Annotated in this window: 11 protein-coding genes; 2 read left to right on the top strand and 9 right to left on the bottom strand. The window is 50.7% G+C overall.

Going from position 1 to position 12,485, the window contains the following annotated elements:
* Positions 1-176: 176 nt before the first annotated feature.
* From HBO11_RS28220 to HBO11_RS28180, 9 genes are all read right to left on the bottom strand, one after another.
* Positions 177-464 (bottom strand): hypothetical protein, encoded by a 288-nt coding sequence (locus tag HBO11_RS28220; protein ID WP_170059065.1) that lies wholly within the window; start codon positions 462-464, stop codon positions 177-179.
* A gap of 332 nt (positions 465-796) precedes the next feature.
* Positions 797-967 carry a hypothetical protein gene (locus HBO11_RS28215; RefSeq protein WP_170059064.1) on the bottom strand — a complete coding sequence of 57 codons (171 nt, stop codon included), beginning with the start codon at positions 965-967 and terminating at the stop codon, positions 797-799.
* Positions 968-1,448: 481 nt separating this feature from the next.
* Positions 1,449-1,808, bottom strand: a complete 360-nt coding sequence (locus HBO11_RS28210) for a hypothetical protein (protein WP_170059063.1) — start codon at positions 1,806-1,808, stop codon at positions 1,449-1,451.
* Positions 1,809-1,983: 175 nt separating this feature from the next.
* Positions 1,984-4,023 (bottom strand): type I DNA topoisomerase, encoded by a 2,040-nt coding sequence (gene topA, locus HBO11_RS28205; RefSeq protein WP_170059062.1) that lies wholly within the window; start codon positions 4,021-4,023, stop codon positions 1,984-1,986.
* A gap of 95 nt (positions 4,024-4,118) precedes the next feature.
* Positions 4,119-4,703, bottom strand: a complete 585-nt coding sequence (locus HBO11_RS28200; RefSeq protein ID WP_170059061.1) for a hypothetical protein — start codon at positions 4,701-4,703, stop codon at positions 4,119-4,121.
* Positions 4,700-5,143 (bottom strand): hypothetical protein, encoded by a 444-nt coding sequence (locus HBO11_RS28195; protein WP_170059060.1) that lies wholly within the window; start codon positions 5,141-5,143, stop codon positions 4,700-4,702. The genes HBO11_RS28200 and HBO11_RS28195 overlap by 4 nt, the downstream gene beginning before the upstream one ends.
* A complete protein-coding gene (locus tag HBO11_RS28190; protein ID WP_170059059.1) occupies positions 5,143-6,102 on the bottom strand; it encodes a hypothetical protein in 960 nt (319 codons plus the stop codon). Before HBO11_RS28190 ends, HBO11_RS28195 begins: the two co-directional genes overlap by 1 nt.
* Entirely contained in the window at positions 6,102-6,923 is an 822-nt protein-coding gene (locus HBO11_RS28185; protein ID WP_170059058.1) for a ParA family protein, read from the bottom strand. Before HBO11_RS28185 ends, HBO11_RS28190 begins: the two co-directional genes overlap by 1 nt.
* A gap of 2 nt (positions 6,924-6,925) precedes the next feature.
* Positions 6,926-9,079: a TraM recognition domain-containing protein gene (locus HBO11_RS28180; protein ID WP_170059057.1), complete on the bottom strand. Its 2,154-nt coding sequence runs from the start codon at positions 9,077-9,079 to the stop codon at positions 6,926-6,928.
* 1,484 nt (positions 9,080-10,563) lie between these two features.
* Between HBO11_RS28180 and HBO11_RS28175 the strand changes: the two genes are divergently transcribed.
* Positions 10,564-11,331, top strand: a complete 768-nt coding sequence (locus HBO11_RS28175; RefSeq protein ID WP_170059056.1) for a hypothetical protein — start codon at positions 10,564-10,566, stop codon at positions 11,329-11,331.
* Positions 11,328-12,356: an ATPase, T2SS/T4P/T4SS family gene (locus HBO11_RS28170; protein ID WP_170059055.1), complete on the top strand. Its 1,029-nt coding sequence runs from the start codon at positions 11,328-11,330 to the stop codon at positions 12,354-12,356. The genes HBO11_RS28175 and HBO11_RS28170 overlap by 4 nt, the downstream gene beginning before the upstream one ends.
* Positions 12,357-12,485: the final 129 nt, after the last annotated feature.

Here is a 12,485-nt window from a genome sequence, read left to right as displayed (position 1 = left end):
GGGTGTGTGGGGTAGCTTCACCACCCCGCGCACCCGAGGCCTGGGCGACCCCAGCGCGTTGACAAGGGCCGCGCCCTTGGTGTGGCTTTGTTCTGCCGTCCAGGGGGCACCCCTGGCTGCCAGCGGCACAAAAAAAACGAGGGACCCGAAGGCCCCCCGCTGACACACTCAGACTATCAGCCCCAGTGCTTTGTTTTGTTTACGACATTATCCCGCTCATCCTGGATGATTTCGAGCAGCATGCCGTCAGGTATGGTCAAGCCATACTCCGTGACCTGCTTTTCGAGATACCACAGCGTCTGATTAGGTGTGCTGTCGTATACGTTCGAATAGATAGCTTCATCCACTTCAGGCAAAACCCACATTACGCAGTAAAACCGTTGTAACGGTTTGTCCCACCCCATCTGCACGCGATATGTATCCCCGTCGATGGTGCTTTGTTGCTCAAAGATATGTTGACTCATAAAAGCTCCTTAATGGTTGATGTAGGACGTTTCAGCAGCCGAGCGCCCTTAACGCTGCACAGCAATATTAGCTCAAATAAAAACCACAGGCAAAAAGAAAGGAACCCGAAGGTTCCTTTCATTAGTATTGAGATAACTACGAGAGTCAGCTACTAACAGTTGTTTGAAGCTTCTTGGATTCCAACACAAGTGTTGCAATAGAAGCGATAAAGCCAAGTGCGGAAATGCTAATCCAAACTTTGTCATGCAGGTTTAATGCAATGGCAAGCATGATTAGATTCAGCAAAAGCATTATTCTGATATACATAGAATCACCTTAACGCTTAATGGAATCAGAACGGAATACCATCTGAATCAATCTCCAATGCATCGAAGTTTAAATCTAACCGTTCGCAAATTTCGCGGCGGTAGTTTTCTTCGTCCATTACAGACCATGCTTCGTTATATTCATTTGCCTGATGGTAAGTGCCAGCAGATTCAAATTGAACTACTTGAATTTCCATGATTGGAACTCCGATATCGGTTAGTTGAGAGCATTTCAGCGACCATTGAGCTCTAACGTCGCACAGCAATAATCCCCAACTCACAGGGATTAGTCAAGTATCTAACTAAAAAGGAGCCTTGAAGGCTCCTTTGATTGACTTACAGATCATTCATCACTGTCATCGTCGTATGATCCATCTTTGAAGCCGCAATGACCACAATTGACAGACCAGTGCGCGTTGATTGTACCAGAGTGGTTTGTTTCCCAATCTGAGCGTGGGGCGGGTTTGCCACACACAGGGCATTCAACGTACATAACATCTTCTGGTAGAACTTCGGATGCAACTGTATTAGTCGTCATATAAATCTCTTAATAATTAGTTTAGGGCATAGCAGCCGTTGGCCCTTAATGCTGCATAGTCAGTATAGTTTAAAACTCAAACTGAAGGCAAAAAAAAACGAGATAGCAAAGCTATCTCGTCGTGTCAGCACTAAATCAGATCAATAATGATCTTGAAGATCCAGAGTTGACATTTGTTGATGCAGTTCGACAATTTTAACAGCGTCTACAAAACGCAGTTCAGTCGGAGCATAGAATCGGAATACTTTAGAGTCATCGTCAAGAGTGCGAATGACATAAAGATATTGCTTATCATAGAAAGCCGAGATTTTTTCGGTTTTCAAAAGATTAGCAGCAACAAACTTTGAGTGAACATGAACATTGCCAAAAGCGTGAGCTTTAAGGTAATCCATGTAAGCCGAGGCGTAAGCAGATTTGCACATCGCGTGGTCTGCTAGAACGTCAGGAGCAAAATCAAAGAGAGTTGGAACAGCTTGGAAATCGAGTTCAATACCAGACATGGTATATATCCTTGTAAAGTTTAGTAGGAGAGCGTTTCAGTCAACCATGCGCTCTTAAAGTTGACGCGCCCATCCTAACTCAAAACGGCATATATGCCAAGACGCCTAGCACAAATCGTAGGACAAAAAAAAGCCCCCTGGATAGGGGGCTGTAATGATCAAGTAGACCTATGAATCAGCTATCGGCTTCTGTCTTAGCCTTGGGCTTCCTGGGCGACGTTAGATCGGGTTCGCCGCTCTTGTCAGGGAAGCTCAGTAGGCAGCCTTCTTTGTGGCCGGAGCAGCCGAAAAATGACCATCCCCCCTCCCCTTCTTTAACACGGTGGATCAGCGGTTTGCCGCAACCCGAACACGCAAACTCTGTCAGCACTGGGCCACTTGGTTTACCCGGCTTACCGTCCGCATCTTCGGCCATGTAATCACAGCCGCTTTCGTCTGGGTTGTAGCCACTGCATCCCCACCAGGGCGAAGATTTTTTATTCTTCGCAGGATTGAGGATTAGGCCGCGAGCGCATTTAGGGCACGGGAACTCTACAGGAACCTTTACCTGGAACGCGGTAAGCTCAGTCTGCAATCTCTTATGGACAGCACCTAACAAGGTTTTGTAATTAGCTTTACCCGTGGCGATGCCCTCAAGTTGTTCTTCCAGGATCTTCGTAAAGTCGTAGTTAAGAAACTGGAAGTTATCGCGAAGTACATTCATTAGCCGAATGCCGCGAAACGCCATTTTCAGCTGTTTCTTTTTGCCGAAGCGCTCAACATAGTTACGGTCATCTACGATAGTTTTCATCACCGCGCCGTAGGTCGCTGGGCGACCTATTCCGAGGCGCTTCATGTCTTTGATTAGGCTGGCTTCTGTATAACGCGGTTGAGCCTTCGTTTTAGTTTCAACTACGCTGCCCGTGTCAGCATCTAGAAAGTCTCCGGTGGTCAATTTCGGGACAGGATTGTCTGAGTCTTGACCTTCAAGACTTGCTTCATCCTCGGGATCCTCGGAGCTGTCAAAAGGCGTTAACTCTTTCCAGCCCTTGTAAATAAGCTTTTTGCCGCGACCTTCAAATTCAACTGTTTTACCATCGACCGTGCTTGTCGCTTCTAGCCGAGCGACACGAACTGCAAAGCGTGCGTCTTGCAATTGACAGCCGACCGTACGCATCCATATGAGATTGTAAAGTTTGCGCTCGTTTTCGTTTTCACCAGCAGTCGTGACCGCTATATGTGACGGCCTAATTGCCTCATGCGCGGCCTGGGCGTCATCCGCTTGTTTCCAAGTGCGGGCCTTCGCAACAATAGGCAAGCCGTTTTCTTTGCCGTAGGCAAATATTTCCTCCAGCGCGTTATCCGACAGCACCGTAGTGTCGGTACGCATGTATGTGATCGCGCCTTGCTCATACAGTTTTTGCGCAATTGCCATAGTTTGCTGTGGGTCAAACCCCAGGGTATTGCTACCGGCCTGTTGGAGAGTAGTTGTGTCAAACGGTGCTGGTGGGGAGCTAGTTGTTTCGCTGTCATCGCAGCTCATAACCTTGACGCTGCGCACCGCCGCGACCAGTTCAGCAAATTCCTTATTCGTCCAATGTTTCTGGCCTTCCAGGAGTGGCTTAGTGTCCCAAGACGCTTTCCAGTTTCCAAACGTCAGTTCTGCGCTGTAGTGCTTTAAGCTGGAGTGGCCTGCAATTTCCTTTTCCCGGTCATCTACAAGCCTTACTGCTACGCTCTGGACGCGGCCAGTAGAGGCGGTTTTGTCACCCATAGCCTCTGCAATAACAGGGCTCACCATATAACCTATGAGGCGATCAGCTACCCGGCGCGCTTCCTGGGCTGCTACGGCCTTTAGATCAATTGCGCGAGGGTTCGCAAGGGCCTTTTTCAAGGCTTCCGGAGTTACTTCATTGTAAGTAATCCGACGCTCATCTTTGAGTCCTAAAACTTGTTTTAGATGCCAAGCAATTGCCTCCCCTTCCCTATCCAGGTCGGTCGCAAGAATGACCCCATCTGTACATTCAGCCTGAAGGCGTTTTAGCCTGGCTACAACCTCTTTGCCTTTATCGGTATATACGTACTCGGGTTTGAAATCGGGCGCATGTACGCCCATTCCAGCTTCGGGCAAATCTCTGATATGACCGACACTGGCTGCAACGCGATAGCCACTGCCAAGATATTCTTCAATGATCTTGCCCTTGGATGGAGACTCTACAATTATCAAAGTAGTCATTGCGTTAGCCTTTATTCAGGCAAGCCAATACCTATTAAAGTTCTGTAGGTATTGGGTTGCGAAGTAATTACGTGGCTCCGAAAAGCCACGGTTAGTTACTTGGGAGTCAGCGCTTTCCGCTGTTCGTGATAGAGCTTGATAGTCTGGTTCATATCGTGCATGAGCTTGCGTAACGGTTTAACGTAACGATCCTCACGTTTTTTCCATTCTTTTTTGCTTATAGCTCCCTTGAAATGTAGGTCCTTCAAACTTGCGACTATCAGGTCGGCAATTACAAATAACCGTACAAATGCGTTAACCAGGGGTGTTCCCTTGCCTTCTTTAATAGTCAGTAGATATTCAGTTGGGGTCGGAACAACAACGTCCATAGCCTTTATGACTGGATCGTTAAGTTCCTCGGTGAGCGTTTGAAGGCTGACTTTCAAGTCGTCCTCAACTGCCTTTAAGTTATCGCTAAGTACCGGCCTTACCTTTTCAGCCAGTGCCTGGGCAATGGCATATTCAGGTTTGGAATTGCTCGCAAAAGCCTCGATTGAGAACAAGCTATCTGCCACGCGCACGCCGCAGATTCTTTTGTTGTCTTCATGGCCGGGAAAGTAGTTTGTATCCCACAGAATGATCAAATAGAGGTCGTGGACCTTTATACGAACGTCAAACGGCACTTGATCCTTGTCAGTCATAATTGAGCTACCTGCACTAGATTCTGTAATTGCATCACCTGGGCTGCGGGGAGCAACTGAATCTGTTCATTTAAAAAAGCCAGCTCGTACCGATAGCCTACGGCTGGCTCTATGTATTCATTAGTGTTGAAGTCAAGCCCAATACGGACACCATCGCGGTTTGCTCTAACCAGTTCCTTAGCCAAGGTCACGCGGTTTTCGCAGTGGGTTGTTAGACACCACTCAACAATCACAGCCAGCTTTTCAGCTGGCTCCGCTCTATGCTCAAGCCCTGCGGCTACAGAACATTGATATTCGTTGAATAGGTCTAGCCCTTCAGCGGGGTTATCAGTAGGGCTCCCAGGGCAAAGAGTGGGGCACCACGTTATTTTGAACATGGTGCGTCCCAGCACTTCTACTGACTCGTAGTCATTGAGGTTCGCCAGACGCACCAGGGCCATTACTCAGCTCCCTCAGTGGATGCTGGGGCCATGTTCTTGATAGCTTCACTCAGAGCGGCTTGTAGGGCCTTCGCGTCAAGATCGGCGGGCACGTCAAGCAAGCTTGCCAGCGCCTTAGCGGCATCCAGACCAATTGTCAAGCTTACAAAAGTTTCCGATTCGGAAAGATTGCCGCTGTCTTCGTTACCGCTGCCGTTGGGGTTGTTTTCCCCGTCTTCGGTCGGAGGTGTTTTGCCGGTGCTTTTTCCGCCTTCTTTTGCAGGCTTCGGTTCCTTCGGGATCAGTGCCTTAATCGCTTGCTGGATCGACTCACCTTTGGTGATTCGCTTTTCCAGCTTGGTCAACGAATCGTCATCAAGCTTTTTGAGTTCGTAGACGAGGTTCACGTCCTGGAACGATCCCGAGCGAACGATTTGTTTTTGACGGTCGCTCAACTTATGAATCGCTTTGTACTTGCTCAGTGCCGAAGCATTCGGGAGGCCATGTACTGCGCAAATTTCATCGGTTGAAAGGCCGAATTCCTTTTCGTCCTTTTGGATGGACATAGCAGTCTGATACAGGGTTAAGCCTTTGCGCGCTCCGTTGGAGGATGTGTGATCCAACCGGCGTTCTTTCTTACCGCCAGTGCGGACGATACAAGGGAGCATCTGTAGTTCTTCTGGCGCATCCTCAGTCGAGCGCCACCGGCACTCGCCGTCAATGATCGGGACGTTACCATTTTCGTCTGGAGTGCCTACAAACAGCGGGTAGCGAATGCCGTAATAGCGACCATCTTCCAACTTGATGCGGGAGGACTTGCGGATTGACTGGATGTTGGCAATAGTTTCAGGACTATCCCAATCGTCGCGATCTTGGTCAGCATCTGGAATGATTTTTGACCGATGGATCAGCATAATTGCTTCGCCAGTAATTGGGTCCGTGTCGCCGCTGTTCAGTAGTTCTTGGATACTGTCGACCATTAGATTTTCTCCATCAGTTTTTTGCAGAAGTTTTCAAATTCAAAAGTTGCGTCTTGCGCTGAATCGTCTTTGCCGCTTATCCACTTGCCTTTGCTGATTGCAGTTTTAATCGGGTCGCGCAAACCGATAACGCCCAGTAGTGCAACGTCGCCGTATGCGCTTACTAGCCCTTCATAGATAGATCTATCGCCAAGGGAGTGAGGAACCTTTTTCCCAAGCACGCTTACCAGCGTTTTGACCCGGTTGATTACGAAGCCGCCCCATTGAAGCTTGGCGTTCAATCGGCGTTTCACCGGCTTGAGGACTTTCGTTAACTCCTTCAGTGAGCCGATAGCGTTGTGGTCCAGGTCAATAGGCGAATAGATCATGTCTGCACAGATTAGAGTCGCAAGAAGTGTGTTGCCGTTGCCCGCAGGTGTATCAATCAGGATGTAGTCGTAGCTTTCTATGTCCGCTACATTCATCTGGAGATTGTCTTTTAAGGCCGTTACCACAGTCAGATCACTTACGCGGTTTATCTCGCTGATACTTTCATCACCTTGTATCAGGTGAATAGTGTCTGAAATCACGCTTACGGTGATTGGCTTTGCTTCTTCAGGATCTTTGAACAAATGTGTGACATTGCTCAGGTGAGCATGACGCACACCCGCGCCCTGTAGGTTGTTGGTCAAGCTTGCGATGTTGTCCAGGTCAATAAACAGTACCTTCTTGCCCTGGAGACTGAGGTAGATGCCAAGACCAGTAATAGTCGTGGTTTTGCCGACGCCGCCTTTTGGCGTGCTAACGCCGATTACCTTTGGAAATGGGGCTTCAATAGTCATCGTTAAATTCCTTCAATGTCGTCCAGGGAGGACAGATCCGCTTTAGCAGCGGGTTTTGGTTTAGGCGATCCCGGACTAGTAATCGCTAGTCCTGCCGCCTCAATTGCTGCCAACTGATCAGCGCTCAGTTTCGCTTTACCTGCTGGCTTTTTGGGTGCATCTGGTTCCGGTATAAATCGGGCCTCATCATCGCCGGTTGTTCCTGCAAATGGATCTTCAGAAGGCCCATTAATTTCATCGCTGTCAATGCTGGAAAACGGATCATCTGTAGCCGAGGCGAGCGCTGCAAACGGATCATCGCCAGGATTTTCGTTTAGGCTTGCAAATGGGTCATCTGAGTTCGCAGCGTTGGAATCGAAAGGATCTTCCTCTGTAGAGGTTGATGCTGTTGTAGGTGCCGGTGTTGTTGCTGCTGGTGGTTTAGCCGGTAGGGCAGGGGGTTGGACTGGGTTGCGCGGCGGTAGCCCCTTAGCCTCCTTAACGGTGATCCAGCAGGTATAGATAATGACTGCCAAATGGTTTGGGCGAATCAGGGCGCTTACTCGCGCAGGCAAGGCCAGCAACTGGTTAGTAGTGACAGTGGTTTCTTCGACTTGCCCGACAGATCGTTCGTCGCCCCAAACCTCAGCTCCACCTTTGTTGACTTCAACCTTTTCCATCTTGGTGACTGTCTTCTGTGCTATGCCAGTCATGTTCGCAAGCCACAGTGCTGTCTCATAATCGTTTGCACGATAGGTGAGTGTGATTTGGGTGTTGATATCAATGCCACCTTTGATAGATTCCGCATTCAGCGTTTTATCTGGAAGGTTTAGCAGGTCGGTTAGCGCTTGATATGCAATCGACGCAAACACGTTTTTCGAAAGAATGGTAGCCAGCGCATCTGCCAAGTTTTGAGAGACGATAAACCGCACTTCGTCCAATGACAGATATGTAGGATGTTCAAGCCGTTTTTTAAGAACGATTTGTACAACCTCATCAAGTAAAGCAATGCATGCCTTTCTAACAATGGTGTCATTGATATTTGAGCGCACGTATACGACCGCGCCGGAATTGAGAGCCGCCGCAACGTCAAAGCTTTCTTCTACTGTTGCGCGCAGGGTATCGAGCTGCATGAACTCACTTACGTTAGATTCAATGCTGCCGTTTTTCTCCCTGACCCAATTCGCCATTTGCTCGTTTATTTCGGGATGTTTGCCCTTCAGTAGTTTTGCCAGCTGACCTAATGTACCGTCCCAAAGAGGCATGAGATAGTCGAGAACCTTGCGTTCCTCTCGTTTGAAGAAGTCCGCATTTGTGCCGTTATCGGCCATGCCAAATGTCTTTACAACGCGCTCGCGTCGTTCCCTGCGTGTGCCACCAATGAACGGTCCATATGAGCCGGGGCCGACGCCATTTAAATCAAGAACAAGCGGGGCAGGGCGTCCGTGACGCTCACAGCTTTCACGCATAATATCGTAGATAAAATCGTCAGGTTTTTGGTCAACGAACCAGGCCCCCCAACCCTTCATAATGGCTTGGTCCAATAGAACGCCGAGCATCACGCCTTTACCTGTTTGGGACGGCCCAATCACCTTGGCGTGGTTCTTCCTGAAAAGTTCGTCGGCCATATAGATGGCCTCGCCTTTATCATCCAAACCCAAAAACATCTGACCTTTTAGATAGTAGTCCAGGGGGTTAAAGTCTTTGGCTTTGAGGTTATCCATGTCTATGCGGATATCGCTCAGGGCGTCACCACTTGCCTGAACCCGGAACTTGCGAAGCCAGCCGCTTATTTTTGGTCGAACCCAGCGCAGCATTATCATGCGCAAAAACATAGGCGCAGACAGCACCACCAGGAAGCACCACCACAGGTCGGCAATCGACTTCCGAAACTCTCCGTACCACAGTTTCATAAAGGATGTAGCGCGCTCACCATCGAAGCCGTAGACGGCATATGCGTATGCATACAGCCCGATTATTAACAGTGGGCCAGCAGCGCACAGTAGGATCATGATGCAGCGACGAGCATACAAAAATGCAACATCCATCGCCGTTGCATCGTCTGATTGCTTGACCGCCCCGGTCACGGCAAGCACAAGCAAAACACCGATCATGAGGCAAAATACGGTTGTTAAGCCTGGGTCCGTGTTCAGCAATATAAAGCGTAAAATTTCCATTCGCCGTCCTCTACCTCTGTCAGTGTCACTAGCTTCAATGCTCTCAATCTGAACTTTCCGAATCGGAAAGTTCCGTCCATTCGTAGCATTCTTTCCGAATCGGAAAGTTCCTACACTCTTTCCGAATCGGAAAGATTCTACAGACTTTCCGAATCGGAAAGTCCTGGAGCAGCTATTTTCTACGATATATCGCAGAAAACAGCCTTTAAGATATGCACATATCTATGCGCATTATCCTATTGCTTTTCTATTGCATTAGCAATAGTCTAAGCAATAGAAAAGCCAATAGAACGGAGCATAGAAAAAGCATGCTTTTTCTACAAATCAAAAGCCTCAAAGGCCGCCACCCGGTGGGTGTCGTGGTCGCCCTGACGGGCAACCATAGACCGCCGGGGGAGCGCCCCGTCAGTCTTTTAGGGTTCCGGCTCGCTGCGCGAGCCTCCACCCTCTTTTGCCTCATACGCCCTGGACGGGCTAATCGGCAAAATTCACCCGCGCGGGCGTCCGATGAAGCCGGACCAACCGCCATCCTGGCATTGCGCGACGCTTCGGTGCGGTCCTTCGTCCCTTCCTCAGCTGCTTCATGCCGCATGGCGGTTGGTCCGGTTTCACCGGACGCCCGCGCCGCTTTCGCTAGCGGATGCTGCGCACCCTGTCTCCGCCCTGAACGGGCTACACCAGGGCAGACCGGAAAAATTTGGCCTGGGGGCCATTTTTCCTCACCCCCCTCGTGGGCTCGGGGGGCGTCTGTCCTTTTCGCTGTATTACGCATCCTTCATCGCTTCGCTCTTCGTGATGCTGGACGCGCCCTATCGGTCGCTGCGATCAAAAGCAGCCAGCAGCTGTTCGCTGTTGGCGCCTCCCTTCGGGTCGGCAGAAGCATCAATCGGCTAGGGCCGATTGCCTCAAGCAACAATCGGCTAAGGCCGATTGCCAGAGCCCCACACCCTGCGACGACGCAGCCCCTGGACGATAAAGCCGTCCACGCCCTGCCCCTATGGGCGGCTTCGCCGGTCTTTGCTAAAAGCGGCCACCAGCTTGAGGCTGGTGGTGCCTCCCTACTGGGAGGCAAAAGCAAGCAACGACTTTTGGTCGTTTGCCTAAAAGCTGCCAGCGGCTTTTGGCCGTTGGCGGCGTTTGCAACGCCTAGCCCCTGCAACGGGGCTAAGGGCTTCGCGTCGTATATACGCCTCTTTCCTAAATGCAGGCATTGGCCTCGCCCTACCTTCGGTGGGCTGGCCTCGCCTGCATTTAGGAAAGGGCTCGATATGCGCTCGAAAGCCGTAGCATCCTCATGCCTAGCGTTGCCCTACCTTCGGTGGGCCCGCTGGCATGATTCTGCTACGGCTTGATTTGCTTTCCGGGAAGGCCACCTTTGCCCACCCTTTGGGGGGCTCGCTGCCCTTCCCGGGCGCAAATCAAAAACAAAATTCCCCCGTGGTATGGCCGGGAATTTTATGCAATGTAATTGGTGGAGAGTGATTTTGGACGAAGGGAAAACCACTAACGCTGTGAGCGGCTGGGGCCGCTCAGCAGCGATAAGTCGGAGCCGGGAAAAACTGGAGTCCGTGGTGAAATGGCTTGCGTGGTTCGACTACTCCGATAGGTCAACTATTGCTGCCATGCTCGGTGTGGAAGCGGACGGCCAGCGAGCCTTTTTTAAGCGTTTGGAGGATTCGGGGTTTCTGCTCGTTGAGCGCGCTCCCGGAATTGACCGAAAGGTTTATAGCTTGGGCGAGGCGGGGTTTGAGTATGCGTTGATGCTTGTGCCAGAACTGAACCTCAAGCGTCGTCGTCGGTTGCCTTCCTGGGTGACGATGATTCACAGCTTTTCAGTGCAGGCGGCAATCATCACTCGCATGGATGATATCGCCTCGTTCAAGCCAGAAAAGACGTTAAAGCATCTTCGGACTGTTCGCTTGCCCGATGCCATTTTGCTGCTGAAGAACGGCACGACTGTTGCGCTGGAGGTCGAGCTTAATCACAAGTCTAGCCCTCGCGTGTACAACATCTTTCTTTCGCACCTCAAAAATATACGAAGCGGGCACTACGACAAGGTTCTGTACCTTTTCCCAAATCAGGGCCTATGCGCTTTGTACCAGGAGAAATACGACCAGCCTATCTGGCCGATTTATCGGCCGCTTCCTGGGACTACCCGCTTGGCTCAGGACAAGGACCGTAGCTTCACCGCGAGTCCAGTTCACGAAAGCAATCTCATGCTGTTTCAGGTGGAGGTCATGTATTCATTATGAGTTACGCAGAGACAATTTTCGGGCAAGTCCCACTCAAGGCGGTTGGAAGCTGGGAGCTTTTGGAGCACTTCCTTGCTCCGGTGATTCCGCACTACAAAAATCCACTTGTGACTGAGATTTGTGTAAACCGCTTTGACGAAATGTATGTCGAAATCAACAACGTGCTGACGCGAGTGGATAGCGTCTTTGCCTCAGAAGAAAGGCTTGTTGAGTTCATTCGTCAGCTCGGCATTGTTCTTGATCAGCCGTTTGACCAGGATCGGCCAGAGCTTGACGCTCGGTTTCCAAATGGAGCGCGTATCAGTTGTACTCATTCTGCAATGACGCCTTCAGGTGCTACGTTCAGCCTTCGATGCAAACCCGCAAAGGCATACACAATGCCGGAGCTGGTTGGCCTGGGGGCGTTAACCGAGGAAATGGCCGATTTTATTGAAGAACAAGTGGTGGGCGGCGCGACGATGCTCCTCACCGGCAACACAGGTGCAGGTAAAACCGCGTTACTACGGGCCTGTGGTCATTTCATACCGAAAACCGAACGCCTATGTACTGCTGAAGACACTCTTGAGTTAGGCATGCGCTCCATTCTCCCTAACGTGGTCGCTTTTGAGGCTCCGTATCGTGAGCCAAGAGAGGGTAGGCGAGAGGTGACGCTAGCATCATGTATTCGCAAATTTTTGCGTTACAGACCCGACCGCGGCTGGGTGGGTGAAATTCGTGACGCTGCCGCCTGTGATGCTTTCTTTCAATTCATCTACACCGGTCACCGTGGCTCCGCTGCTTCGCTGCACTCGAATGGCCCTGAAGACACTGTGCCACGATTGCAATATCTGATGGCCGCAGCGGGGCTTATCGAGTACGACCTCGCCGGGAGAATGATTCTCGCGGTTTTGAACCTCATGATTCATTGCCACCGCGACCCTCGATTCGGTAGGAAAGTGACGGACATTGCGATTGTGAAAAACGGGGTGATTCATCCGGTTTTCGTTTATGACATAGAAAGCGGTAAGCATCGACGTGTGGGTTAAGCGCCGCTGGCAGCCAGGGGTGCCCCCTGGACGGCAGAACAAAGCCACACCAAGGGCGCGGCCCTTGTCAACGCGCTGGGGTCGCCCAGGCCTCGGGTGCGCGGGGTGGTGAAGCTACCCCACACACCC

The organism is Pseudomonas sp. WS 5010 (assembly GCF_012985565.1).
In the GTDB taxonomy this organism is placed as follows: Bacteria; Pseudomonadota; Gammaproteobacteria; order Pseudomonadales; family Pseudomonadaceae; genus Aquipseudomonas.
This window is presented reverse-complemented; position numbering and strand designations above follow the sequence as displayed.